The sequence below is a fragment of the Salipiger mangrovisoli genome (assembly GCF_015223355.1).
GTDB lineage: Bacteria > Pseudomonadota > Alphaproteobacteria > Rhodobacterales > Rhodobacteraceae > Salipiger > Salipiger mangrovisoli.
On sequence record NZ_JADFFK010000009.1, the window covers coordinates 224883 to 248787 of the forward strand.

General features: G+C 67.2%; 24 protein-coding genes. 15 read left to right on the top strand and 9 right to left on the bottom strand.

The genetic code is table 11. The annotated features are described in order from the left end of the window. Positions 1–36 precede the first annotated feature (36 nt). Positions 37–1047 (bottom strand): extracellular solute-binding protein, encoded by a 1011-nt coding sequence (locus tag IQ782_RS14030; protein ID WP_194135266.1) that lies wholly within the window; start codon positions 1045–1047, stop codon positions 37–39. 12 nt (positions 1048–1059) lie between these two features. Further along, complete coding sequence (locus tag IQ782_RS14035) at positions 1060–2148, bottom strand: LacI family DNA-binding transcriptional regulator (protein WP_194135267.1); 1089 nt, start codon at positions 2146–2148, stop codon at positions 1060–1062. 406 nt (positions 2149–2554) lie between these two features. Between IQ782_RS14035 and IQ782_RS14040 the strand changes: the two genes are divergently transcribed. The 5 genes from IQ782_RS14040 (at position 2555) to IQ782_RS14060 (ending at position 9364) form a co-directional block, all read left to right on the top strand. Then, complete coding sequence (locus tag IQ782_RS14040) at positions 2555–3058, top strand: DMT family transporter (RefSeq protein ID WP_194135268.1); 504 nt, start codon at positions 2555–2557, stop codon at positions 3056–3058. Next, positions 3055–3474, top strand: a complete 420-nt coding sequence (locus IQ782_RS14045) for a DMT family transporter (protein WP_194135269.1) — start codon at positions 3055–3057, stop codon at positions 3472–3474. Before IQ782_RS14040 ends, IQ782_RS14045 begins: the two co-directional genes overlap by 4 nt. 154 nt (positions 3475–3628) lie before the next feature. Continuing rightward, on the top strand, positions 3629–5254 hold the full coding sequence (locus tag IQ782_RS14050; RefSeq protein WP_194135270.1) for a (2,3-dihydroxybenzoyl)adenylate synthase: 1626 nt from the start codon (positions 3629–3631) through the stop codon (positions 5252–5254). Then, the gene (locus IQ782_RS14055; protein ID WP_194135271.1) at positions 5251–5487 is read left to right on the top strand and encodes a phosphopantetheine-binding protein; all 237 of its coding nucleotides are present in this window, start codon (positions 5251–5253) and stop codon (positions 5485–5487) included. The genes IQ782_RS14050 and IQ782_RS14055 overlap by 4 nt, the downstream gene beginning before the upstream one ends. A gap of 1 nt (position 5488) precedes the next feature. Then, positions 5489–9364, top strand: coding sequence for a non-ribosomal peptide synthetase (locus IQ782_RS14060; RefSeq protein ID WP_194135272.1), 3876 nt, complete (start codon positions 5489–5491; stop codon positions 9362–9364). 15 nt (positions 9365–9379) lie between these two features. Here IQ782_RS14060 and IQ782_RS14065 read toward each other — a convergent pair whose 3' ends face one another. Next, a complete protein-coding gene (locus IQ782_RS14065) occupies positions 9380–10258 on the bottom strand; it encodes an alpha/beta hydrolase (protein ID WP_194135273.1) in 879 nt (292 codons plus the stop codon). A 96-nt stretch (positions 10259–10354) separates the two neighbouring features. Between IQ782_RS14065 and IQ782_RS14070 the strand changes: the two genes are divergently transcribed. The 4 genes from IQ782_RS14070 to IQ782_RS14085 are packed head-to-tail and all read left to right on the top strand — an operon-like array spanning position 10355 to position 13874. Beyond that, positions 10355–11491, top strand: coding sequence for an ABC transporter substrate-binding protein (locus tag IQ782_RS14070; RefSeq protein ID WP_194135274.1), 1137 nt, complete (start codon positions 10355–10357; stop codon positions 11489–11491). Next, positions 11488–12531 carry a FecCD family ABC transporter permease gene (locus IQ782_RS14075; protein WP_194135275.1) on the top strand — a complete coding sequence of 348 codons (1044 nt, stop codon included), beginning with the start codon at positions 11488–11490 and terminating at the stop codon, positions 12529–12531. The genes IQ782_RS14070 and IQ782_RS14075 overlap by 4 nt, the downstream gene beginning before the upstream one ends. Continuing rightward, positions 12528–13313 carry an ABC transporter ATP-binding protein gene (locus IQ782_RS14080; protein ID WP_194135276.1) on the top strand — a complete coding sequence of 262 codons (786 nt, stop codon included), beginning with the start codon at positions 12528–12530 and terminating at the stop codon, positions 13311–13313. Before IQ782_RS14075 ends, IQ782_RS14080 begins: the two co-directional genes overlap by 4 nt. A 15-nt stretch (positions 13314–13328) precedes the next feature. Continuing rightward, positions 13329–13874 (top strand): cytochrome b, encoded by a 546-nt coding sequence (locus IQ782_RS14085; RefSeq protein WP_194135277.1) that lies wholly within the window; start codon positions 13329–13331, stop codon positions 13872–13874. Between the two features lie 178 nt (positions 13875–14052). On the opposite strand, the gene IQ782_RS14090 is transcribed toward IQ782_RS14085, so the two are convergent. From IQ782_RS14090 to IQ782_RS14105, 4 genes are all read right to left on the bottom strand, one after another. Further along, positions 14053–15165, bottom strand: coding sequence for a site-specific DNA-methyltransferase (locus IQ782_RS14090; RefSeq protein ID WP_194135278.1), 1113 nt, complete (start codon positions 15163–15165; stop codon positions 14053–14055). An 89-nt stretch (positions 15166–15254) separates the two neighbouring features. Next, on the bottom strand, positions 15255–15884 hold the full coding sequence (locus IQ782_RS14095) for a ribonuclease HII (RefSeq protein WP_194135279.1): 630 nt from the start codon (positions 15882–15884) through the stop codon (positions 15255–15257). Positions 15885–15921: 37 nt separating this feature from the next. Continuing rightward, entirely contained in the window at positions 15922–16848 is a 927-nt protein-coding gene (locus IQ782_RS14100; protein WP_194135280.1) for a tyrosine-type recombinase/integrase, read from the bottom strand. Then, positions 16845–17549, bottom strand: a complete 705-nt coding sequence (locus tag IQ782_RS14105; RefSeq protein WP_194135281.1) for a DUF484 family protein — start codon at positions 17547–17549, stop codon at positions 16845–16847. The genes IQ782_RS14100 and IQ782_RS14105 overlap by 4 nt, the downstream gene beginning before the upstream one ends. Before the next feature lie 204 nt (positions 17550–17753). Between IQ782_RS14105 and IQ782_RS14110 the strand changes: the two genes are divergently transcribed. Beyond that, entirely contained in the window at positions 17754–18071 is a 318-nt protein-coding gene (locus IQ782_RS14110) for an antibiotic biosynthesis monooxygenase family protein (RefSeq protein ID WP_194135282.1), read from the top strand. Between the two features lie 39 nt (positions 18072–18110). Here the strand turns inward: IQ782_RS14110 and IQ782_RS14115 are convergent, their stop codons facing one another. Then, positions 18111–18806 carry a winged helix-turn-helix transcriptional regulator gene (locus tag IQ782_RS14115; protein ID WP_194135283.1) on the bottom strand — a complete coding sequence of 232 codons (696 nt, stop codon included), beginning with the start codon at positions 18804–18806 and terminating at the stop codon, positions 18111–18113. A 284-nt stretch (positions 18807–19090) separates the two neighbouring features. Here IQ782_RS14115 and IQ782_RS14120 point away from each other — a divergent pair, with 284 nt between their 5' ends. Further along, on the top strand, positions 19091–19498 hold the full coding sequence (locus tag IQ782_RS14120; protein ID WP_194135284.1) for a universal stress protein: 408 nt from the start codon (positions 19091–19093) through the stop codon (positions 19496–19498). 66 nt (positions 19499–19564) lie between these two features. On the opposite strand, the gene IQ782_RS14125 is transcribed toward IQ782_RS14120, so the two are convergent. Further along, positions 19565–20626: an NAD-dependent epimerase/dehydratase family protein gene (locus tag IQ782_RS14125; RefSeq protein WP_194135285.1), complete on the bottom strand. Its 1062-nt coding sequence runs from the start codon at positions 20624–20626 to the stop codon at positions 19565–19567. 563 nt (positions 20627–21189) lie between these two features. Here IQ782_RS14125 and IQ782_RS14130 point away from each other — a divergent pair. The 4 genes from IQ782_RS14130 to IQ782_RS14145 form a co-directional block, all read left to right on the top strand. Further along, entirely contained in the window at positions 21190–21408 is a 219-nt protein-coding gene (locus IQ782_RS14130) for a hypothetical protein (RefSeq protein WP_194135286.1), read from the top strand. Between the two features lie 219 nt (positions 21409–21627). Then, entirely contained in the window at positions 21628–22548 is a 921-nt protein-coding gene (locus IQ782_RS14135) for a hypothetical protein (RefSeq protein ID WP_194135287.1), read from the top strand. Between the two features lie 140 nt (positions 22549–22688). Then, positions 22689–23660 (top strand): nucleotidyltransferase family protein, encoded by a 972-nt coding sequence (locus IQ782_RS14140; RefSeq protein WP_194135288.1) that lies wholly within the window; start codon positions 22689–22691, stop codon positions 23658–23660. A gap of 153 nt (positions 23661–23813) precedes the next feature. Next, on the top strand, positions 23814–23905 hold a 92-nt coding region (locus IQ782_RS14145), incomplete at its 3' end, for a hypothetical protein (RefSeq protein ID WP_164193639.1).

Here is a 23905-nt window from a genome sequence, read left to right on the forward strand (position 1 = left end):
GGGTGCCCGGAGGAGGGGTCTCCTCCGGGCGCGGCGTCACTTCACCTCTGACAGGTAGCGCTCGCCAAAGGCCTGCTGGACCGCCTCCATCTGCGCGTAGTCAACCGCGACGGCGCGTTTGTATTCGGAGGCGGGCAGGAACTTCTCGGCGACATCTGCGGGCAGCTCGACCGGGCGGGCGGGTTGCAGGTAGGCGTTGGTCCAGATCGCCTGGCCCTCGTCCGACAGGATGAAGTCGAGCACCTTCTTGCCGGTTTCGGCGTGCGGCGCGTCAGCCACGAGGCCCATCACGTAGGGTACGCGGATCGAGCCTTCGCAGGGCAGGACGAACTCGAAGTTGCCGTCTTCCTGGTACTTGGCGCGATAGGCGTTGAAGTCGTAGTCGAAGAGGATCGGGATCTCGCCCGAGACCACCCGCGCGTAGGAGGTCTGCTTGGGCACCATCGGATCGTTCTGCGCCAGTTCGGAGAAATAGGTGATCGCCGGATCGAAATTGTCGAGATCGCCATCGAAGGCGAGGTTGGCGGCCACCGCGGCGGCGTAGCCGACGAAGGCCGACGACGGGTCGAGATAGCCCACCATGCCGCGATACTCGGGCTTGGTCAGATCGGCGAAGCACTGCGGCACGGGCGCGCCGCCAAGCGCGTCGACGTTCACGAAGAAGCCGATGGTGCCGTAGTGGACGGCGACCCACTTGCCCTCGGGGTCCTTCAGCCCCTCGGGCACGTCCTCGAAGCCTTCGGGCTTGTAGGGCTGCACCAGCCCCTCGGCCCCGGCCTTGATGCCGGTGGTGACGCCGTAATAGGCCACGTCCGCCACCGGGTTGTCGCGCTCGGCGACCAGCTGCGCGAAGGTCTGGCCGGAGTTCTTGTTGTCATGCGGCATCTGCACGCCGATCTCGTGGTCGAGCGCCTCGAGCATCGAGGACCAATCGGCCCATTCCGGCGGGCAGTTGTAGCACACGGCGTCCTCTGCCATGGCCGGGGCGGCAAGGCAGAGCGTTGCGAGAGCTGTTGTCACAAAGGCGACGCGGGCGGTATGAGACATGTGTTCGTCCTGTCAGGTTCGTTTGAACGATGGATTTTGGTCGGGATGGGCTGACGGCGACCGGGTGGCCGCCCGGTCGTCGTCGCGATCCTCCGCCGGGGCGCCAAGCGTGGCTCCGGGACGGAAGGTGAAGGGCAGGGGGGCCGGCGGCTCCGGCATCTCTCCCCGCAGCATGGCGAGAAGCAGGCGGGCCGCTTGCCGGCCCATCGCTTCCGGGTCTGTTTCGACCGTGGTCAGGGGGCGGTCCAGGTGGCGACCGATCTCGATCCCGTCGAAGCCGATCACCGACAGATCCTGCGGCACCCGCAGCCCGAGCTCGCGCGCCGCACGTTGCAGCGCGATCGCCAGGACATCGTTCGAGGCGAAGATCGCGGTCAGGCCGGGGTGGGCAGAAAGCGTCCGGGCAAGAGCGGCCGGGCTGGCAGCCTCGTCCTCAGAAACCTCGACGAGCACGGGGGCGGCCATGCCGAGCGCAGCGCAACCCTGCATGAAGCCGGTGAACCGCGCGCGGGATCTGTCCGAGGTCGAGAACCTGAGCGCGAGAAAGCCGGTGTTGCGGTGACCGGCATCGGCGCATCGGCGCGCGACCTCTCGGGCGGCGGCGGCATTGTCGACATGCGCCGACAGCAGCCCCGCACGCGGATCGTGGAACATCAACACGGCGGGAATGCCGCTCGCGCGCGCCGCGCCCAGCTCGGAGCTGTCTTCGGGTGCCACCATCGTGACGATCAGCCCGTCGACCTGCTTTGCAGTCAGGACCCGGAGCGCCTCGGCGTCACGCTCTGGGTCATAGGTCGAACTGGCGATCAGGCATTGATAGCCCGCATCGCGCAGCTGTTCCTGAGCGCCTTGCACCGCCTCCGCGAAAACCGGGTTTGCCAGCGAGGGCACCAGCACGCCCACCGTCATCGACCGGCTGCTCTGCAGGGCGCGGCCAATGGCGGAAAAGGCGAACCCCAGGTCCGCAGCGGCGCGCTCGACACGTGCCCGGCTGTCGGCACTGGTCGCTCCGGAGCGGTTCAGCACGCGGCTTGCCGTTGCCACGCTGCACCCTGCGCGGGCCGCGACGTCCCGTATCGTGATCTTCGTGCCGCGCGCCATGTCGGGCCCTCATTTGGAAACGTTTCCACAGCCAGATATCGTCGATTCGTAACGTCCGCATGACGGCGCCGGTGTTCTGGTGACGAGAGTTCGACCCGAGCCGCGGCGCCATCGGGACTGGACCTGATCGCCCGCCGCGCGCTCCGGTCTCACCCCTGTTCAGGTTGCCGAAAGGGTCAGCTCATCGACGGGTCTTGCCTTTCGCGGCTGGAAACCCGCTTGCGATCTCGAGGTCGGGAATAGCCTGTCAGCCATGCGAAAATCTCGGACCAGCAGCACTCTTCGACGCGCAAGGCTAGATCCTTCGGAAACCTAAGAACGTGAAACAACTCTGTCTGAAACACTTACGTCCGCCGCGCGTGGAGGCTATGCAGGGGAAAGTTTACCCTAGGTTGCAGGAGCTGCCATGGCCGCCACAACGTCCGGTGTCGCAGGACCCCGCAGGCCGAACCCTCTGGAAATTTGCGCGGCGCTCTGCGCCGGGTCCCTGCTGACGCTCATGTTGCTGAGCAACGGGATGATGGCGGCGCATACGACACCCATCTTCGCCTCGTTGACCGCGCATGGCGTCGGAACGGCGGTGGCGGTGCTGCTGCTTGCGCTGTTCTGGCTCCGCGCTGACAAAGGTCCGAAAGCGCCGCGTGCCCGCGCGCCGCTCTGGGCCTATCTCGGCGGGATTTCTGGCGCGCTCACCGTCGTCGTCTCGACGGTGGTGGTGAACTCGTCGCTGGCGCTGACCGGGACGATGGCGCTGGGGCTGGCGGGGCAGGTGGTGCTGGCGCTGATCTTCGACGCCACGGGCGCGCTGGGCATGGAGCGGCGCTTGCCGCGCCGCAATGACCTTTTGGCGCTCGCGGCGATCATCGCCGGGACGCTGCTGATTATCTTCGCACGGGGAAGCGCGGCATGATCTGGATGATCCTTCTCGGCATCGGGTCCGGCATGCTGGTGACCCTGTCGCGGCAGCTCAACGGGCGGCTCGCGCTGTCGACCTCGGCGATGCAATCGTCCTTCTGGAACCATGCCGTTGGGTTTGCCGTGCTGGTGCCCTGCGCACTGGTGGCGGGCAGTCTCTGGCCCGCCGAAGCCGCCAGCGCGCATTGGTTCGCCTGGGTGGGCGGGGCGATCGGGGTGGTCTTCGTGGCCAGCGGCAGCTGGCTCATTCCGCGCCTGGGCGCCGCCCTCACCGGCGGGCTGCTGGTCGCCGGGCAGATGCTGTCGAGCGTGGCGCTGGATCTTCTGCGTGGCGTGGATGCGATGCTGGCGCTGCAACTCGCGGGCGTCGTCCTGATCCTCTTTGGGGTCTATCTGAGCCGCCGCAACTGAGGCCCGACGGCCGGGGTGTAGGGGCGGCGAAGCGCCGCGCGCAATTCCGACTGAAAGACACGGTCTTGTAAGTTGACTGTTTTTGTAGTGATTGGTAGCGCAAGGACAGCGCCGCCGGTCACGCGGTGCAGGAACAGTCAGAGGCGACACGACCATGAGCATTCCCCGGCAGATCTGGCCTGAATCCTTCGAGCGGCTCTACGTCGCGAACGGCCACTGGCAGGGCGAGACCTTTGGCCGGATGCTCGACCGGCTGGAAGCCGATTTCGGAGAGCGTCTCGCGCTTGTCGCCGGCGAGGCGCGCTGGAGCTACGCCGAGCTTGCCCGCCGCGCCCGCGTCGCGGCCGAGGGCTTCGCGGGTCTGGGGCTCGCGCCGGGAGAGCGGGTGCTGGTGCAGCTGCCGAACCGGGCGGAGTTCCTAGTGGCTGTCTTCGGCCTCTTCTACGCGGGGTTGGTGCCGGTCTACGCGCTGCCCGCCCACCGCGAGACCGAGGTGCTGCATCTCGCCGCCAAGTCCGGGGCGCGGGCCTATGTGATCGCCGACCGGCACGACGGCTTCGACTACCTGCCGCTGGCGCGCAAGGTGCTGGCGGAAGTGCCGGGCGTCGCCCATGTGATCGTGGCGGGCGCGGCGGCGGAATTCACCGCCTTCGACGGCCTTGGAGACCAGGGGCTGACTGCCCCTGTTCCGCGCAACCCGCGCGAGGTCGCCTTCCTGCAGATCTCCGGCGGCTCGACGGGCCTGCCGAAGCTGATCCCCCGCACCCATGACGACTACCTCTACAGCGTCCGCGCCTCTGCCGAGATCTGCGGGCTGAACGCCGAGAGCGTCTACCTCTGTGCCCTCCCTGCCGCGCACAATTTCCCGATGAGCTCGCCCGGGTACCTCGGCGTGCTGCACGTGGGCGGCACCGTGGTCATGAGCCCGAACCCGCAGCCCGAGGTCGCCTTCCGCCTGATCGCCGAGCACGGCGTGACGATCACCGGCCTCGTCCCGCCCCTCGCGCTGCTCTGGATGCAGGCCGCGCCGCGCTCGAAGCACGACCTCTCGAGCCTGCAGGTGCTGGGCGTCGGCGGCGCAAAGTTCATCCCCGAGGCGGCGGCCAGGGTCCGCCCGACGCTTGGCTGCACGCTGCAGCAGGTCTTCGGCATGGCTGAGGGTCTGGTGAACTACACCCGCCTCGACGATCCCGAAGACATCATCATCAACACCCAGGGCCGCCCGATCAGCCCCGACGACGAGGTTCTGGTGCTTGACGACGACGGCAATCCGGTACCCGAGGGCGAGCCCGGAAACCTCTACACCCGCGGGCCCTACACCATCCGCGGCTACCACGAGGAGCCCTCGGCCAATGCCCGCAGCTTCACCCCCGACGGCTTTTACCGCACCGGCGACGTGGTGCGCCGCCTGCCCGGCGGCTACCTGGAGGTGCGGGGCCGGGCCGGGGATCATATCAACCGCGCCGGCGAGAAGATCTCGGCCGAGGAGGTCGAGGACCACCTGATCGCGCATGAGGGCGTCTTCGATGCCGCCGTCGTGGCGCTGCCCGACAAGTTCCTCGGCGAGAAGACCTGCGCCTTCGTGGTGCGCGCCGAGGGCGAGGTGCAGTCGAAGGACCTAAAGGCCTTCGTCCGCGACCGCGGCATCGCCGAGTTCAAGGTGCCGGACCAGATCGTCTTTGTCCCCGCCTTCGAGACCACCGCCGTGGGCAAGGTCAGCCGCAAGGCGCTGCGCGCCGCGCTTAAGGACACCTACCTGAACAAAGGAGACGCCGCATGAGCCTGACGCAGGAGAAAATGCGCGCCGACATCGCCGAGGCGCTGGAGATCGCGCCGGAAGAAATCACCGCCGAGGCCAACCTCTTCGACCTCGGGCTCGACTCGATGCGGCTGATGTTGCTGGTCATGGGCTGGCAGGACGAGGCCGAGGACGCGGATCTCTCCGAGATCTGGGAGCATCAGACCTTTGCCGGCTGGTGGGGTGTCGTCGCGGCCCAGAAGGTCGGGGTCTGACATGATACCGGGGCGCACGGCTTTCCCGCTCACCGAGGCGCAGGAGGGCCTGTGGTACGCACAGGCGCTCGACCGCGCGAACCCGATCTTCAACTGCGGCCAGTACATCGAGCTGCGCGGCGGGCTTGACGTCGCGCGTTTCACCCGCGCCTTCGACGCGGCGGTGGCGCAGAGCCCTGCCTTGCGCCTGCGCTTCGGCATGGAAGGCGGCGCGCCGCGGCAATGGCTGGCCGAAGCGGGGCCGCGGCTGGAGGTGGTCGATCTGGCCAATGCCGGGGATCCCGAGGCCGAGGCGCTGGCGCGCATGTGGGCCGACAATGATCGCGCCATCGACCTTGCCGAGGAGCAGGCCAGCCGTTTCGCGCTCTATCTTCTGAGCGGGGACCGCGCCTTCTGGTACGAGCGCATCCACCATCTCGCCACCGATGGCTTCGGCATCGTGCTTCTGACCAACCGTGTCGGAGAGCTGTATTCGGCGCAAGAGACCGGCAAGCCTCCGGCGCCGTTCCCGGCGCTCGGTGCTGTCTTCGAGGAAGACGCCGCCTACCGGGCTTCCGAACGCCGCGCGGCGGAGGCCGCCTTCTGGCAGGGCGAGATGCGCGGACTGGAAACGGTGGCAGGTCCCGCCGAGGGTCGGGCGGTCACCTCGACCCGCTTGGACCGGGCGCGTGCCGAACTGTCGCAGGAGTTTCGCGCCAGGCTGATGGCCGTCTCGAAGGCCGCAAGAGTGGGCTGGCCCGACGTTCTGACGGTGCTGACCGCCGCCTATTTCTCGCGCGTCTCGGGGACCGGCGAGCGGGTTTTCGGCCTGCCCTTCATGGGACGCATGGGCACGAAGGCCGCCCGCGTCCCCTGCATGTGGATGAACGTGCTGCCCTACCGCTGCGACCCGGATGAGGATACGCCGCTGCCGGAGCTGCTGCAGGCCGAGGCGCGGCGGCTCGGCAGCCTGCGCAAACATGGGCGCTACCGCTCCGAACAGCTGCGCCGGGACCTGCGCCGCACCGCCATCGATGCCCGTCTCTATGGTCCGCTGATCAACGTGCAGCCTTTCGACATGCCGCCGCGCTTCGCCGGGCTTGAGGCGCATCTGCACATCCTCGGCGCGGGGGCGGTGGACGACATCACCGCCACCTTCCGGGGCGACGCGATTGCCTCGCTGTCGCTCGAGATCGACAGCAACCCGGCGCTCTATTCCAAGGCGGAGGCGCGGGCGCACCTCGCGCGTCTGGAAGTCTTCTTGATGGGGGCGCTCGGCAGCGAAAGGCTCGCCGACGTGCCGACGCTGACGCCGCAGGAAGAGCGGTGGGCGGTGCATGGGGTCAATGCCACGGATCATCCGGTCCCCGAGATCACGCTCACCGATCTCATATGCGCGCAGATGCGTGCCACGCCGGACGCGCCTGCGGTGGCTTTCGGGTCAACGACCCTTAGCTATGCCGAACTGGACCGGCGCTCCGCCGCCCTCGCGTCGGCGCTGCACGCACGAGGGGCCGGGCCGGGAAAGGTGGTGGCCACGGCGCTGCCGCGCTCCGAGCACCTTGCGGTGGCGCTGGTGGCAATCCTGCGCGCCGGGGCGGCCTATGTCCCGCTCGATCCCGAGAACCCGCCCGCCCGGCTCGGCGCGCTGCTCGAGCGTACCGGCGCTGTGGCGCTGCTGGCCGAGGCGGATCTCGACGCCGGCGGCATGGCCCCCTTTGCGCCCGAGGCATGGCCCGAGACCGGTGAAGCGCCCGAGCCCGGCACCACGCCGGACGATCTGGCCTATATCCTCTTCACCTCCGGCTCGACCGGCGAGCCCAAGGGGGTGATGATCGAGCACCGCGCCATCGTGAACCGGCTGCTGTGGATGCGCGACCACTATGGTATCGATACCGCGGACCGCATCCTGCAGAAGACCCCGATCACCTTCGACGTGTCGGTCTGGGAGCTGTTCCTGCCCTACCTCTGCGGCGGCACGCTGGTCTTTGCCGAACCGGGCGCGCATCGCGACCCCTCGGCCATCGCGCGGCTGGTCCGTGCGCAGGGCATCACCACGATGCATTTCGTGCCCTCGATGCTCTCGGCCTTCCTCGAGGCCCCGGCGTCGGAAGGGCTCGAACTGACGCGCGTTTTCTGCTCTGGCGAGGCGCTGACCGCCGAACACAGGACCCGCTTCCACGCGCGGGTCAAGGCGCAGCTGCACAACCTCTATGGCCCGACCGAGGCGGCGGTGGACGTGACCTATTGGGACGCCGCGCCCGAGGACGAGAGTCAGCCGTTGCCCATCGGCTTCCCGGTCTGGAACACCCGCGTGCATGTGCTCGACGCGCGGATGCGCCCGGTGCCGCCGGGTGTTCATGGGCAGCTCTACCTCGGCGGGGTGCAACTGGCGCGGGGATACCTCGGGCGACCCGATCTGACGGCGGAACGCTTCGTCCCCGATCCCTTCCGCCGTGGCGCGCGGCTCTACGCGACGGGGGACGTGGCCTTCATGCGGCCCGACGGGGCGGTGGTCTACGCGGGCCGCGCCGATCATCAGGTCAAGATCCGCGGGATGCGCATCGAGCCGGGTGAGATCGAGGGGGCCATCAGGGTCACCGGGCTGGTGCGCGACGCCGTGGTCATCGCCCGCGCCGACGGTGGCGCGGAGCCGCGACTCGTGGCCTATGTGCTGACCGGCCCGGCCTTCGACAGCGCGCCGCTGCTGGCCGACCTGGCGACCGCGCTGCCCGCGCACATGGTGCCCGCGGCGGTGGTCGCGCTGGAAAGCTGGCCGATGACCAGTTCCGGCAAGCTGGACCGCAAGGCGCTGCCCGCGCCGGTGCTGTCGATGCCGAAGGGCACGCCGCCGGTCGGCCCGGTCGAGGAACGTCTCGCGGCGCTCTATGCCGAGGTGCTGCACCTGCCGCAAGCGCCGGGGCGCGAGGCGGATTTCTTCGACCTTGGCGGCGACAGCCTGACGGCGCTGACCCTCAGCTTCCGCATCGAAGCCATCTTCGGGCAGGATCCGGGACTGGGGCAGATCTTCGAAACGCCCGGTCTTGCCCAGCTCGCACGAGCGCTGGAGATGGCGGACACGGCCCGCGCGGGTCTCGCCCCGTTGCTGCCGCTGGCCGAGGGGCAGGGGGCGCTGCTCTTCATCCTGCACCCGGCGGGCGGGTTGGGCTGGGGCTATCGGCGGCTGGCGCGGGCATTGACGGCGCCGCGCCCGGTCTTTGCCCTGCAATCCCCGATGCTGACCGGCGCACCGCTGCCCGGTGCTCTTCGCGCGCTGGCGTCGGATTACGCGGACCGGATCGAGGCGCAGGCACCACGCGGGATGATCCATCTCGCAGGCTGGTCAGTGGGTGGTATTCTCGCCCAGGAGGTCGCGGTGGAGCTCGCGGCGCGTGGCCGCGCGCTGGGGCTGGTCGCGATGCTCGACAGCTATCCGGCAGAGTGCTGGCGCGCCGAGCCCGAGCTGACCGACGCCGAGGCGTTGCGCGCGCTTCTGGCCATTGCCGGGCACGATCCTGACCGCCACCCGGATCTCGACAGCCGCGCCGCAGTGGTAGGCTTTCTCAAACAGGGCGGCACCCCGCTCGGCAGCCTGCCGGACGCGGTGCTTGATGCGGTGGTGCAGCTGGTCACCGGCACCAACCGGCTGATCCGGGGGCACCATCATCGGCGCTACGACGGCGTGCTCACCCATGTCCGCGCGGCGCGCGATCACGCGGGCCGCGACCTGCATGCGGGGCTCTGGGCGCCTCATGCGGCGCAGGTGGTGGCGATCGACCTGCCGCTGTTGCACCCCGAAATGGTCTCGCAGGCGGCGGCCGAGGCGCTGGGGCCGGCGTTTTCGGCGCGCATGGTCGCGGCAGAGGCTGGGCAGCTGACGGAGGTGCTGCGCGCCTGAGCCGCGGTGCGGGGCTCAGGCGCGGGCGGCCAGTGCCAGGGCACCCGGCAGCGAGGCGGGCAGCGCGGCGATATGCACCGCGCCGGGATAGACCTGTGCCGAGATCTCCAGCCCTGCAGGTCTGGCCCGCAGCCGCTCGATCGCCCGCAGCGTCGCGGCGGGCGGGCCGTCCGGCTGCGGGCCGGCGCTGCCGGTGCGCTTTTCCCTGTCGCCCATGCCGAAATGGAGCGGCCGGGCGCGCCCCTCGGCAATGCTGCGGGTGTCCACGAGCCGCGCCACCAGCGCTTCATCCCACCAGACCGAGGGGCTGATCGCGGCAAAACGGGCAAAGCTCTCGGGGCGCGTCAGTGCGCTATAGAGCGTGAAGAGCCCGCCGAAACTGTGTCCCCAAAGCGTGCGCCGCGCCGGATCGACAGGCAGGTCACGCTCGACCTCGGCGCGGATGCTGCCGGTGAGCCGGGCGAGGTAGGTCTCGGCCCCGCCCGCGAGGCGCTCGGGGTGATGCGGGTCCGGGCGAGGTGCGGCTCCGGCGCAGACGGGAGGCGAGTAGTCGAAGATGCGGTGCGCGCGGGCGAACTGCTTTTCGGTGTCATAGCCGATGCCCGCGAGCACCAGCCCCGGCGCGGATTCGAGCAGCGCAGGGGTCAGGAAATCGAAGGCGGCGTTGCCGTCCAGCATGTAGAGGATCGGCCAGCCGCTGGCGGGCGCGCCTTCCTTCGGCACCGCGAGGAAGAGCCGGACAGCCGGTGCCTCGGGGTCGTCGGGACCACAGCTTGCGCGTGGCAGGACGCGGCTACTCAGGACGTGCGAAGCAACGGGCACCGAAAGGATTTCCAGCGTCGCCTCGCGCCCGCGATGCGGTGGCAGGGGGGCCTGCGGGGCTGTTTCGCACATGACATTCGCTCTCGGGCTTATTAGTTGACAATACCACTCAAGTAATTTCCCTTGGCGCCGGCTGCAATGGCCGATCGTGCCGAAGAAAGGACTCCCATGACTCTGCGTCTCAGGCATCCGCGAACCCTCTGGGCCAGCTGGCTCCCGTTTGCCCTTCTGCTGGTTGTTGCGAGCCTGACGCTGTCTGCCGCGCCGGTCCGGGCCGAGATCCGGGTGACCGATCTGGCGGGACGCGACGTGGTGCTGCAGGCTCCGGCACAAAGGATCGTGCTGGGCGAGGGGCGGCACCTTGCGGTGCTGGGGATGTTGCACGATGATCCGGTGGCGCTGCTGGCGGGCTGGCGGCAGGACAAGGGGCTCGACCCGGCCACCTATGAGGCCTATCTCGCCAAGTTCCCGGCGCTGGCCGACGTGGCGGCGGTGGGGGCGGGCAACCGGCAGCTCTCGGTCGAGAGCACCATCGCGCTGATGCCGGATCTCGTGCTGCTGAGTCTCATGGATGCGCGCGATCCGCAGATGGAGATGCCGCTGCGCCAGCTCGAGGCCGCGGGAATCCCGGTGGCTTTCGTAGATTTCTTCACGGCGCCGCTGGACAACACCCTGCCGAGCCTGCGTCTGATCGGCGCGCTGACCGGGGCCGAAGCGCGGGCGGAGGACTTTGCCGAATTCTATCAGGAGCACCTTGATGCCCTGCGCCTGACGTTGAAGGCCACGCAGCCCGCACCGCCGCGTGTGTTCATCCACGTGCACGCGGCGCCGAACGGCTGCTGCGCCACCGTCGGGCCGGGTGTTTTCGACGAGTTCGTCGAGGCGGCCGGCGGCTATAACATCGGCCGCGACAGCGTGCCGGGGGTGATGGGCAACGTCGGGCTCGAGAACCTGCTGGCCGCGGATCCCGACGTCTACCTTGCCACGGGCGGCGCGCATATGGCGGCGCGGGGCGGGTTGGTGCTGGGCGCAGGCATCGACGCGGAGACGGCGGAGCAGAGTTTCGCCGCGCTGACCGCGACCCCCGGCTTCGCGGACCTGCGCGCCGTTCAGGAAGGGCGGGCGATCGGCATCTGGCACCTGTTCAACGACTTCCCGGCGCATATCGCGCTGATCGAGGCGCTGGCCAAGCGCTTCCACCCGGACCTTTTCCCGGACCTCGACCCGATGGCCACCATGGCCGAGTTCGAGGACCGTTTCTCGCCGGTTCCGATGAGCGGCAGCTACTGGACCCCCGCCGAATGAGCGCGGTGGAGGCGATCCTTGCCGAACAGACCCGGCGCAGCCAGCGCCGCGTGCAACTTGTTGCCCTGCTTGCGATTGGGGCGCTCGCCTCGGTTCTGCTCGACCTCGTCTCGGGGCCCTCCGGCCTGCCGCTCGGGCAGGTGCTGCGGGCGTTGACCGGCCTCGGCGAGGTGCCGAAGGCCGCCGAGGTGATCGTCTGGCAGGTGCGCCTGCCGGTGGCGGTCATGGCGCTGCTGGTCGGGGCGGCGCTGTCGCTCTCGGGCGCCGAAATGCAGACCGTGCTCGACAACCCTCTGGCCGAGCCCTTCACTCTGGGCATCTCCGCGTCGGCGGCGCTTGGTGCCGGTACGGCGATCGTTCTGGGTCTCGCGATTCCCGGCATTCCGGCGCTCTGGGCCGTCTCGGCCAATGCGTTCCTCTTCGCGCTGCTCGCGCTGGGGCTGCTGCAACTTGCCGCGGCACTGCGCGGCGGCGGCTCCGAAGTGGTGATCCTGCTGGGCATCGCGGTGAATTTCACCGCTGCGGCGCTGCTCGCGCTGGTGCAATTCGTCGCCTCGCCGGACGCGCTGCAGCAACTGGTGTTCTGGACCATGGGCAGCCTCGTCAACGCCCGCTGGGAGGGCATCGCGGTGCTGGCGCTGGTGCTGGCGCTCTGCCTGCCGTTCTCGCTGGCCGCCTCGTGGCGGCTGACCGCGCTGCGGCTCGGGGCTGATCAGGCGCAGGGCTTCGGGCTCGACGTGGCGCACCTGCGGCGCTGGACGCTGGTGCGGGTGAGCCTGCTGGCCGCGGCCTCGGTCTCGATGGTCGGCGTCATCGGCTTCGTCGGCCTCGCCGGGCCGCATATCGCGCGCATGGCGGTCGGCGAGGATCACCGTTTCCTGCTGCCCGCCAGCCTCTTCACCGGGGCGCTGCTGATGTCGCTGGCCTCGGTCGCCTCGAAGCTGCTGGTGCCGGGCATCCTGCTGCCGGTGGGCATCGTCACCTCGCTGGTCGGCCTGCCGGTGTTCTTCGCGCTGATCTTGCGGGGGAGCGCGCGATGAGCCTCGATATTCGTGGCCTGACGGTCGCGCGCGGGACGCGCAAGGTGATCGACGGGCTGACCCTGCCGACGTTTGCAATGGGCGAGTTCGCGGTGATCGCCGGTCCGAACGCGGCGGGCAAGTCGACGCTTCTGCGGGCGATTGCCGGGCTGCTCCCCTCGACGGGCGAGGTCCTTCTGGAAGGGCAGCCGCTGCACGCTCTGCCGCGCGCCGAGATGGCGCGGCTCATCGGCTTCATGCCGCAGAGCCTCGAAAGTCGCTCGGCGCTGACGGTGCTCGACAGCCTGACCGTGGCGATGAACGCGGGCGGCGGGCTGGCCGGGCGGGCGCTGCGCGGCCCCGCCGCCGGGCGTCACGCGCTGGAGGTTCTGGAGCGCTTCGGGCTTGCCGATCTGGCACTGCGGCCGATGGCGGCGCTCTCGGGCGGGCAGCGGCAGGCGGTGGGGCTGGCGCAGGCGATGATCCGCGACCCGAAGCTGCTGCTGCTCGACGAGCCGACCTCGGCGCTCGATCTGGCGCGGCAGTTCCAGCTTCTGTCAGAGGCCCGCAAGCTCGCATGCGAGGGGCGCATCGTCATCGCGGTGCTGCACGATCTGGCGCTGGCGGCGCAATGGGCTGACCGGGTGGTCCTGCTCGAAGGCGGCGCGCTGCGCGCCTCTGGCGCGCCGGCAGAGGTGCTGACGCCGCAGAGCCTGTCACAGGTCTACGGCATCGAGGCACGGGTCGAACGCTGCTCTGAAGGGCGCGTGATGGTCATGGTGGACGGGCTCTCGCAGCCCTGATTTTCAGGAGAGATTATGATGCAGATTCTGGACAGCGCGGAGCGCTACGGCGCCATTTCTCGGCTGCTGCACTGGGCGGTGGCGGTGCTGATCCTGTGGCAATTCCTCGGCATGGGGCTGAAGCTGATCTTCGGGCGCAACGATTTCGTCGGCTTCTTCGTCGGCACCCACCAACCGGTGGGATTTGTCATCTTCTGGCTGGTGGTGGTCCGGGCGCTTTGGGCGCTGGCAAGCCGCAAACGCCGTCCCGAGCATGGCACCGGGCTGGTCGCCAAGGCGGCGGCAGCGGGCCACGGGCTGCTCTATGCGCTGATGATCGCCATCCCCTCTCTCGCGCTGCTGCGCGCCTGGGGAGGCACGCGCGGCTTTGCGCCCTTCGGAATCGAGGTGTTTGCCCCCCGCGAGGCCGAGATCGCCTGGGCCACCGGCCTTGCCAACCTGCTGCACGGCGAGCTCGGCTGGGTGCTGGCGGTGCTGATCCTCGGCCATATCGCCATGGTGGGCGTGCACGAGAGCCTCTGGCGTGACGGCACGCTGCGCAAGATGGCCGGGCGGCGCTGAGGGCACAACGGCCGCGCGGAGACCTCTGGCACAGACGACCGGCGCTGCTGGTGTCCGGCACCTTTCCCCTGCTTGAAGCAGAAAGAAAAAGCCCCGCCAGGCAGACGAGCCGGCGGGGCGAGTTCGTGCCTGCCGAAGCAGGCACCGGCGGTCGTGAAACCGTTCTTGTCCCTGGAACTCAGTTCGGGCGGTCGGCCATCTCGTCGCGGATCTGCTGACGCAGCACGTCGATCGGGACCAGCTTGCCCTCGCGCTTGAAGTGCCAGTAGGTCCAGCCGTTGCACGAGGGCGCGCCCTCGAGCTGGGCACCGACCTGGTGGATCGAGCCTTTCACCTCGGCGCCGATCAGCGTGCCATCGGCGCGCACCTTGGCGCTCTTGCCCGAGGACGAGACCAGCATCTCGCCGGGGTTCAGCATGCCGCGCTCGACCACCTGGCCGAAGGGCACACGCGGCTCGGCGCGCTTGGCGCGGGTCACTTCCAGCGAGGAGCGGTCGAAGGGGCGGATCGAGGCGATGCGCTTCTCGGCGACTTCGCGGTAGGCCGCCTCGCGCTCGATGCCGATGAAGTCGCGGCCCAGCATCTTGGCGACGGCGCCGGTGGTGCCGGTGCCGAAGAACGGGTCGAGCACAACGTCGCCGGGGTTGGTCGAGCCGACCAGCACACGGTGCAGCAGCGAGGCGGGTTTCTGCGTCGGGTGCGCCTTGTCGCCGTTGGCATCCTTCAGCCGCTCGCCGCCATTGCAGATCGGCAGCACCCAATCGGAACGCATCTGCACGCCTTCGTTCAGCGCCTTCAGCGCCTCGTAGTTGAAGGTGTACTTGGCATTCTCGCTCTTCGAGGCCCAGATCATCGTCTCGTGGGCGTTGGTGAAGCGCTTGCCGCGGAAGTTCGGCATCGGGTTCGACTTGCGCCACACGACGTCGTTGAGGATCCAGTAGCCCGCATCCTGCAGCGCCGCGCCGACGCGGAAGATGTTGTGGTAGGACCCGATCACCCAGAGCGCGCCGTTCGGCTTGAGAAGGCGCTTCGCGGCCTTGAGCCAGTCGCGGGTGAAGCGGTCATAGGCGGCGAAGCTGTCGAACTGGTCCCAATGGTCGTCGACGGCGTCGACGCGCGAGTTGTCGGGACGGTGAAGTTCGCCTTTGAGTTGAAGGTTGTAAGGCGGATCCGCGAAGATCAGATCTACCGACGCCTCCGGCAGGGCGTTCATCTGCTCGATGCAGTCGCCGGAAAGAATCGTGTTGAGTGGGAGCGCTGTTGCGCCCTTCGTTTTGGTCATCGCTGTCATTCTCTGCCTCTGCCCCGGCGCATTTTTGCGCTCTTGGATTGGGGATAAAATGGGGGAACAGCGAATCGGGGTCAATTTGTTTTTTTAAATCAGGACCTTACGTTTGCGTCTTGATACAAGATATTGTGTATGGGTGCGAAGGATCTTCTATGGTGTGGGGTCACACCGAAATCTCGGAGCCCATCCATGTGCTTTTTGGAGCCGTACCCTGCGTTAGTTTCCCACCCGTAATGCGGGTACTGTTGCGCCAAGTCCCGCATCAGAGCGTCCCGCCAAATCTTCGCGACGATCGAAGCAGCCGAGATACTCACAGACTTACCATCCCCCTTAACCACAGCCGTGGCGGGGCAGGGCAGATCGGGCGGCAGGCGGTTGCCGTCGATCAGCAGATGCGCCGGTCGCGCGGGCAGGGCCGCGACGGCGCGGCGCATGGCGAGGTGGGTGGCCTGTAGGATGTTGATCTCGTCGATCTCCTCGACCGTGGCCACGCCGAGCCCGACCTGTGCCTGCGCGCGGATGATCGGCTCCAGCGCCTCGCGGCGCTTGAGGGTGAGTTTCTTGGAGTCGTTGAGCCCCGTGGGGATCAGCGCCGGATCAAGGATCACCGCGGCGGCGACCACCGGCCCGGCAAGCGGCCCGCGGCCAACTTCGTCAACCCCGGCGACCAGCGCGCCACCCGCCCAGAAGGGCGACTCGAAAGATGTATCAGGTCCAGTCATGCCGGTGTTCTGCGCCCTCTGGCGCAGCAGGGCAAGATCAGCGCGCCTTGGGGTGCGTTGCCTCGTAGACCTTCATCAGGTGCACGCTGTCGACCGAGGTATAGGCCTGCGTCGTCGACAGCGAGGCATGGCCAAGAAGCTCCTGGATGGCGCGCAGGTCGCCACCGGCCGAGAGCAGGTGCGTCGCGAAGCTGTGGCGCATTGCGTGCGGCGTGGCGCTGGCGGGAAGGCCGAGCTGCATGCGCGCCTTCTCGGTCACCGACTGGATCAGCCGCGGGTTCAGCTTGCCGCCGCGGGCGCCGCGGAAGAGCGGGCTTGTAGGCGTGATCTCGAAGGGGCAGAGCTTGAGGTAGGTCTCGACCGCGCGGCGGGCCACGGGGATGACCGGCACGATCCGCTCCTTGCCGCCCTTGCCGAGGATGCGCAGCGACTCGGCGAAGGGCCAGTCGGCGCCGGTCAGCCCCAGCGCCTCGGAGATGCGCAACCCGCAGCCGTAGAGCAGGGTGATGACCGCCGCGTCGCGCGCGCCGATCCAGCCCTCGCGCGATTGCATCTCGACGGTGTCGATCATCGCGCGGGCGGCGTCCTCGGTCAGGGGCCGGGGCAGTTTCTTCTGGAACTTGGGCGCGCGGGCAGAGAGCACGGCGGTGGGCTCGAAGCCCTCGCGCTCGGCCAGCCAGCGGTAGAAGCTCTTCACCGCCGAGAGCTTGCGGGCCATCGACCGCGGCGCGCAGCCATTGCCGTGCAGATGCGCCATGAAGGCGCGCATGTCGGGCGTGGTGACGCGGGCGAGCGGCTTCAGCCCCTGCGGTTCGGCGTGGTGCAGCGTCTGGAAGGTGATGAACTCGGCGACGTCCGCGCGATAGGCAGTGATGGTGTTCTCCGAGGCATTCTTCAGCGCGCGAGCGTGGTCGAGCCAGCCTTGCAGCGCGTCGCGCGCCGCCGGAGAAAGCGCAAGGCTCACGACAGCCAGCGACGCATGGTCCGCTCGAACACCCCGCCGAAGAAGGCGAGAAGATCGGTGCCCTGCTGCGGCGTGAACATCTGCGGGTCCTCCGAGCCCATGACCAGCAGGCCGGGCAGGCGGCGCGGGCCGAAGTCGAGCTTGAGGCAGGCCTCGGAGCGGATCAGATCTGCGCGCGGGCCGAAGATGCGCCGGTCTCCGGTGCCGAGCTGGCGCAGCGTGACCTGCCGCAGCGGCGCGTCCACGCGCTCGGTCAGGTAGCTGGCGACGAAGCCGGGTTCCGCCAGCGACAGCACCTCGCCAAGCTTGCTGACGGCGCGGGTGTCGTCGGGATGGCCGGTTTCCAGCACCAGCCGGATGATATCGACCCGCAGGATCGCGGCGACCTCGCCGTTGAGGTCGCGCAGGAAGGGCTCGAAGGCCACCGGGTCGAGCATCCTGAGGATGGCGCGGTGGATCTGGTTGGTGCCGGCAAGGTTCTCGTAGGCGGCGGCGATGACGCTGCGGTGGGTGTCTTCGAGCCGATCCAAGCGCGACTCGAGCCGCTCCATGGCAATGCCGCGCAGGTCCACGATATTGGACCCCATGGCGCGTTCGTTGGACGCGATGAGCGCCTGCATCAGGTCGCGGTCATCGAGAATCATGTCGGGGCGAGAGAGCAGCTGCTCGCGCAGCGTCTCGTCGATACGGGGACTGCTCATGCCTGTTCCGGTCTGTCCGTGCCTGTTCCGGGTGATCCGTGTTTTGTGGCCAAGCCTATCAGGTCCGTCTGCCGATTGCGCCCCCTTTTCTCGGGGTGCAGGCGTGTTTCCGCAGGTTGTGGCGATGTCGCCCATTGGGAAAGGGAAGACTTTGGCAGCGCGAGGTTTTCTGGCAGACTAAACGGGGCACAGGAGGAGGATCCCATGCCCACCATCACCCATCCAAGCTCTGCCCAGACGGTCATCACCACCTTCGAGACCAGCCCCGGCACCTGCCAGGACCTGCTCGAGGCGCTCGAGGCGGCCTATGACGAGTTCATATCGAAGCAGGCGGGGTTCGTCGGGGCGGGTCTGCACGTCAATGACGCGCAGACCCGGATCGCCAACTATTCGCAGTGGGAGCGGCGCGAGGACTTCCTGGCGATGCTGCGCAGCCCCGAGATGCGCGCGTGGAATCGCAGGTTCAACGATCTCAGCCGCAGCTTCGAACCGGTGCTCTACGAGGTCGCGGCGGTTTACTGACGCCGCGCGCGGGGTCTCTGCCAGGCCGAGGGGCGCAGATCACGCCGCCAGCGTGCGGGCGGTGCCGCGGCGTTCGGTGACCCGCAGCCTGTAGCCTTCGCCGCGCACTGTCTCGATCGACAGCGCCGCCTCGACGGGGGCGAGATGGGCGCGCAGGTTGCACATGTAGACATCGAAGACCCGCGGCGCGGGTTCGTTCTCGAAGCCGTAGACGTGGCTCATCAGCGTCTCGCGCGTGGCCAGTCGACCGGGGCGCAGCGCGAGGAATTCGAGGATCTCGTAGAGCTTTGGCGACAGCGAAAGCGTGGTTGCCCCGAAATGCACCCGGCGCCGTTCCAGATCGAAGCGCAGCGGGCCGCAGTCGCTGACCGGCAGCGAGACGCCATGCGCGCGGCGGGCCACCGCGGCGAGCCGTGCGATGATCTCTTCGGGCGCCGCGTCCGAGGACAGCACGGTGTCGGCCCCGGCCATCAGCCAGGCGGCGATCTGCGCGCCGTCGGACTCGCGGGCGATCAGCGCGATCGGCACCTCTGGGTTGAGGTCCCGCAGATGGGCGAGGGTGGTGTGGCTGCGCAGCACGCCGGCATCGACCACCAGAAGATCATGCGCGCCGATACGGTGAAATTCCTCGATGTCCTCGGCTGCTTCGCAACGGGTCAGCAGCGTGCCGGTCTGCGACAGCGCATGGCCGAGGCTCATCATTTTCCAGGTGGTTTCAGCAATCAGGTAGCGCATGGGCAAGCTCCTCCTAAGCACCGCGGGCGTGGGCGCCGACGGCGGGTCCGTTCGATTGGGGCGAGGGTGACCGTTCTTGCAGGTCTGCCGGGTAACCGGGCCATCCCGTGAGCCCATCCGGGTCCGTCGGGGGAGGGCGGCGCGTTCTGCGGCCCGTTCCAAGAGGTACCGCCCAATTGTGCCCGAAATGTGTTGGCATCTTGGGCGGGCGAGGATGATTTGTATCAAGGCGCTATACCTTCGCAGAGCCCATGATGCCGCAAGGTCAGGAAAGGAGGCCTCGTATGTACAAGAACATTCTCGTGCCCATCGCCTTTGACAGCGACTCCAAGGCTCTGAAGTCCATCGAGGTTGCGCAGGCGCTTGCGGACCCGGACGCAAAGATCACCCTGCTGCACGTGATGGAGCACATTCCCGGCTATGCGATCACCTACATGCCGCCCGAGTATCTGGCACAGTCGCGTGCCGCGCTCGAAAAAGAGCTGGGTGACATGGCGGCGAAGCTGCCCCACGCCAAGGGAATGGTGATCGAGGGCCACTCCGGACGCTCCATCCTCGAATACGGCGAGGAGAACGGCTGCGATCTGATCATCATCGCCTCGCACCAGCCGGCGATGAGCGACTACCTGCTCGGCTCGACCGCCGCCGTTGTGGTGCGCCATGCGCATTGCGCGGTGCACGTGCTGCGCTGACCTTCGCAGGGGGCGTGACATCTTGGTCGAGGCACCCCGCGCTGTCGCGCGCGGTGCCTCGGAAACTCAGGAGATGCGGCGCAGGTCGCCAGAGCTGAGCGAGTCCCGCGCCCAGTCGTTTGCGCCGTAGTACTCGCGGTACCACTCGACGAAGGACTGGACACCCTCGAGCAGGCTCGTATCGGGGCGATAGCCGGTCAGCTCGTGCAGCAGGCTGGCGTCGGCCCAGGTTGCGGGCACGTCTCCGGGCTGCATCGGCAGCGGGTTGCGCAGCGCCTTCAGGCCGGTCGCCCGTTCGATTGCCGCGATGAAGTCGCCAAGCGGCACCGCCTGCGAGTTCCCGATGTTGATCACGCGCCAGGGGGCGACCGGCGACAGCGAGTCGCCCGGAGGGACAACCCCGTCGGCAGGCCGCTGCGGCACCACGTCGATCAGCAGACGGATGCCCTGCACCAGATCGGTGACATAGGTGAAATCGCGCATCATGCGGCCGTGGTTGTAGACGTCGATCGGCTCGCCGCCCAGAATCGCGCGGGTGAACTTGAACAGCGCCATGTCGGGCCGACCCCAGGGCCCGTAGACGGTAAAAAAGCGGAACATCGTCACCGGCAGACCGTAGAGATGCGCGTAGCTGTGGGCCATGCCCTCGGTGGCCTTCTTGGTGGCGGCATAGAAGGACATCTGGTGGTCGGTCCGGTCGGTCTCGGCGTAGGGCATGCGGGTGTTCGCGCCGTAGACCGAGGACGTCGACGCGAGCAGCATATGCTCCGGCGGAACCGCACGGGCGGCTTCGAGCAGTTCGAAGGTGCCGATCATATTGCTGTCGAGATAGCTGCGGGGGTCTTCGAGCGAGTGGCGTACGCCCGCCTGCGCCGCAAGGTGCACGACGATGTCGGGCCGCTCGGTTGCGAACAGCTCCCGGAGGAAGCCTGCGGTCTCGACAGACGCGTTGAAGAGAGAGAAGGCCGGCGACTCTCGCAGCATCGCCTGACGCTGCAATTTGAGGTTCACGTCATAGTATTCGGAGAGATTGTCGACCCCGACGACGCGAAACCCGTCGCCTAGGAGCCGCTGACACAGGTGGAAACCTATGAAGCCTGAAGAGCCAGTGACCAAAGCGGTGCGCATCAAAGAACTCCTAACAAAAAATCATTTCAAGAAAAAATATCTAAGTTCTTGTGGGCTGCCCGGCTGCAAGGCAAGCGGTTTCTGTCTCAAGGCAGCCATTGCTCGGTGCTCCGCCTGTCAGGGCACATTCGAGCGGCGACATCCCCCGCGAGCGCGCGGGTTGAAGCCATGGCGGGTGTCGGGCGGCGGTGCTCGCTGAGGGTGCCCGAGTTCGGCGATTCGAGCGAGCGGCAGCGTGATTTGACCAGGCGCCATGCCAAGACGATGCTGCGGATGCAGCCGTATCGGCAATGTTGCTCAACCGGAAACAGAGGCTTGCCCGGAAAATGAGCGGATTTCCCGCATCGGCACCATTAAATTCAGGCGCAGGCTTCCAATGAATTTTCACCTATCTACCTGAAAACAATGTATATTAGTCCTATGCGTAAAATGGATTACATTCCGCCCTTAGAAGGGCATCTTAAAATGTCTGTGAGGTATAGGTTAATGCAGCCTTAAAGATAATTGGCAGAGTATCTGCGCTTTGCTATAGTCTGATTCATTGAAAAAAGGAGTTTTCTAGCATGACTGATAAGACACCTCAGGGTGACTCCCTGGAATCCCCCGGCCGTCGCGAGCTGCTTGGCAAGGCCGGGAAATACGCAGCGGTTACGCCGCTTGCAGTCACCGCGCTTCTCTCCACCTCGATGAAGGCTGATGCCGGCGGCATCTTCCGTTCTGGCGGGATGAAGCACAAGAAAAAGTACAAGATGAAGAAGAAGTACGGCCACTATAAGCACTAAGCCCGCCGGGGGCCGGCGTTCTTCGGTCTCCTGATTTTCTTCATTTTGAGAAGACGTTTTTCGTTGAGTGAAAACCTTTTTGTCCTCCCCGCAGCAGGGGTCACGCTGGCGGAAGTGAACCGTCAGCATCTTCTCTTAGTCCCAGAGAAGGAGCTTCTGTTTTCGGCCACTCCCCCGGTGGCCGAGGCTTGGGCAGGGTTCGAACTTGGCGTTGCGTCCGTGACATCGGATGCCGCCGCTGCGACTGGCGGCGGCATTCTTGCGGACCTGATACAGATCGGCGCGCTGGAGCCGCTGGCCACGACGAGCGGACCGGCCCGCGTTTGCTGTTCCGAAACGCTTGATCTTGCGGGGCTGCGTGTCGGCCTTGCCTTCGAGGACGAGAACCTTCGCGCAGAGCTCATGCCCTGTTTCGCGCATCTTGGCGTGCCGCCCAGCCGGGGCGACGATCATATCGTCGTGCAACGCCAGGGCGAGCTCATCGGCATCGCCCGCCGCGACGAGGATATCGACTGGGTGGCACCGCACGAGGCGGTGCCGCTGCTCAAGATCAAGCTGACCGAAGTCCTGTTCGACCACACCCATGACGTCATGCTGCATGCCGCCCAGCTTGAACGGCAGGGGCGATGCCTGCTGCTGCTCGGCGACGCGGGTGCCGGCAAGAGCACGCTTGCCACCGCGCTCGAAGAAGCGGGCTTCTCATTGCTGAGCGACGACATCGTGCTGCTGTCGCGGAGCGGCGAGGTCGCCGCACTGCCATTTCCGGTGACGTTGAAAGAGGGCTCCTGGACGCTGCTCGGACACCGCCGTGAAGAGATCGAAGGCGCTGGACAGCACCTGCGCCCGGATGCGCTGAACGTGCGCTACCTGGGGCTGAAAGGCGATGGTGGCTGGAAGGATGTGGGCTGGGTCTTGAAGCTCGATCGCCAGTCCGAAGGCGCGGCTTCGATCAGGGATCTGAGCCTGTCCGAGGTCTTCTCGGCCATGCTTGCGGCCGCCTGGTCGGGCGAAGAGGCCATGTCGCCCGAAGTCTTCGCCGCGATGGCAGGATGTCTGCAAGGCGCGCGCCACGGACGGCTGACGTATTCGGATTTGCCGCGTGCCCTCGTCGAGGTGTCGCGGTTCTGTGACGTGGAATGAACGTGTAAAGCGGAGGTGTTCCTGGGAATTCAAGTTGGAAGTGATTGTCTGTAAGTGATTTTTTCAGAATTTTTTTTGCGTCTCCGCGTTCAGGTTTGTGACCGCGTTTCGCCATTTTTTAACGGCAATGGAATGGGTACATGAGAGCAGGTTTTACTGCGACTTCCCCTCTGGAAAGCCTTGGCCGCGCATTGTGCGGCGACCTTGGTCATGTGCCCGACTGGGCAGGGCTGATCGGCACGGCCAATGACGAATTCGTCACGCCAGCCCTGTATCACCGGCTGCGCCAGGGAGATGTTCCGTCCGCCGAACCCGAGGCGATGGCCTACCTCGGAGAGCTCGATTCCCTCAATTGTCGTCGGAATCGCAGCCTCTGGGCCATGGTCGCGGACTGCACGGGGCTGCTCAATGCCGCGGGCATCGTGCCGACCCTGATCAAGGGCGCCAGCGAGATGGCGCTTCAGGACGATCCCGCGCAATTTTACCGGCTGATGATCGACGTCGACATGCTTGTCGAGCCGAACGAGGCCGAACACGCGCAGCGCCTTCTGGCCGAGGCCGGGTTCACCGTGCTCGAGGACAGCGAGTATGAGCATTCGCCCGGCAGCTTCTGGAAAGAAGGCTACCTCGGAACGCTTGATCTGCACGCGGGCCTGCAATCGGGAATCGCGCGGTTCCTTCAGGGCGACGACTGGCAGCGGCGGCGTGTTCTTTGCGAAAAGGACGGGCTGCGATTCCGCGTCCCCGATCCCTCTCTGCGGCTGCTGATCAATATCAGCCATGACATGCTGCATCACACCGGGCTGGCCAGGGGCGGCATCAGCTTGCGCTACCTGCTGCCGCTGCGGATGCAGCTCCAGCAGGAGGCGGCGGGTCTCGATTGGCCCTGGCTTCTCGGGCTGCGGCGCGACCGCGCTTTCCGCCTCGCCTTCGATCTTCAGATGCTCATGCTTGAAGAGATCTTCGACATGCCGCTGCCGCCCGGGGTGCACCCCGATCGGCTCACCCGGCTGCTGCACCGCCGCCGCCTGCTCAAGGCGCGCCATCCGGGCTTCGCAGAGCTCGAGTGGGCCGTGGTGAAGCCAGTCTACACCCGGCTGAAGAAGCGTTGATCGGTTCAGGCAAAACGCGGGTCGCTGCCTGTCAGAGATCCTTTGGCGCGCGCTTGGCCCGGCAAGACGCCTTCTCGGATCGAAACTGCTTTGAGTCGTACCCCGGAAGCGATAAACCTCACGTATTGTTTTGTTATTCTAAGGATTTTTAAGATGAAGATTGCCATCATCGGCACCGGCTACGTGGGGCTTGTCTCCGGGGTCTGTTTCTCGGATTTCGGCCACGAGGTGGTCTGCGTCGACAA

Bases quoted from the DNA above. Each gene is read 5' to 3' on its own strand.
- IQ782_RS14030 (WP_194135266.1), bottom strand. From the start codon at position 1,047: ATGTCTCATACCGCCCGCGTCGCCTTTGTGACAACAGCTCTCGCAACG.
- IQ782_RS14035 (WP_194135267.1), bottom strand. From the start codon at position 2,148: ATGGCGCGCGGCACGAAGATCACGATACGGGACGTCGCGGCCCGCGCA.
- IQ782_RS14040 (WP_194135268.1), top strand. From the start codon at position 2,555: ATGGCCGCCACAACGTCCGGTGTCGCAGGACCCCGCAGGCCGAACCCT.
- IQ782_RS14045 (WP_194135269.1), top strand. From the start codon at position 3,055: ATGATCTGGATGATCCTTCTCGGCATCGGGTCCGGCATGCTGGTGACC.
- IQ782_RS14050 (WP_194135270.1), top strand. From the start codon at position 3,629: ATGAGCATTCCCCGGCAGATCTGGCCTGAATCCTTCGAGCGGCTCTAC.
- IQ782_RS14055 (WP_194135271.1), top strand. From the start codon at position 5,251: ATGAGCCTGACGCAGGAGAAAATGCGCGCCGACATCGCCGAGGCGCTG.
- IQ782_RS14060 (WP_194135272.1), top strand. From the start codon at position 5,489: ATGATACCGGGGCGCACGGCTTTCCCGCTCACCGAGGCGCAGGAGGGC.
- IQ782_RS14065 (WP_194135273.1), bottom strand. From the start codon at position 10,258: ATGTGCGAAACAGCCCCGCAGGCCCCCCTGCCACCGCATCGCGGGCGC.
- IQ782_RS14070 (WP_194135274.1), top strand. From the start codon at position 10,355: ATGACTCTGCGTCTCAGGCATCCGCGAACCCTCTGGGCCAGCTGGCTC.
- IQ782_RS14075 (WP_194135275.1), top strand. From the start codon at position 11,488: ATGAGCGCGGTGGAGGCGATCCTTGCCGAACAGACCCGGCGCAGCCAG.
- IQ782_RS14080 (WP_194135276.1), top strand. From the start codon at position 12,528: ATGAGCCTCGATATTCGTGGCCTGACGGTCGCGCGCGGGACGCGCAAG.
- IQ782_RS14085 (WP_194135277.1), top strand. From the start codon at position 13,329: ATGATGCAGATTCTGGACAGCGCGGAGCGCTACGGCGCCATTTCTCGG.
- IQ782_RS14090 (WP_194135278.1), bottom strand. From the start codon at position 15,165: ATGACAGCGATGACCAAAACGAAGGGCGCAACAGCGCTCCCACTCAAC.
- IQ782_RS14095 (WP_194135279.1), bottom strand. From the start codon at position 15,884: ATGACTGGACCTGATACATCTTTCGAGTCGCCCTTCTGGGCGGGTGGC.
- IQ782_RS14105 (WP_194135281.1), bottom strand. From the start codon at position 17,549: ATGAGCAGTCCCCGTATCGACGAGACGCTGCGCGAGCAGCTGCTCTCT.
- IQ782_RS14110 (WP_194135282.1), top strand. From the start codon at position 17,754: ATGCCCACCATCACCCATCCAAGCTCTGCCCAGACGGTCATCACCACC.
- IQ782_RS14115 (WP_194135283.1), bottom strand. From the start codon at position 18,806: ATGCGCTACCTGATTGCTGAAACCACCTGGAAAATGATGAGCCTCGGC.
- IQ782_RS14120 (WP_194135284.1), top strand. From the start codon at position 19,091: ATGTACAAGAACATTCTCGTGCCCATCGCCTTTGACAGCGACTCCAAG.
- IQ782_RS14125 (WP_194135285.1), bottom strand. From the start codon at position 20,626: ATGCGCACCGCTTTGGTCACTGGCTCTTCAGGCTTCATAGGTTTCCAC.
- IQ782_RS14130 (WP_194135286.1), top strand. From the start codon at position 21,190: ATGACTGATAAGACACCTCAGGGTGACTCCCTGGAATCCCCCGGCCGT.
- IQ782_RS14140 (WP_194135288.1), top strand. From the start codon at position 22,689: ATGAGAGCAGGTTTTACTGCGACTTCCCCTCTGGAAAGCCTTGGCCGC.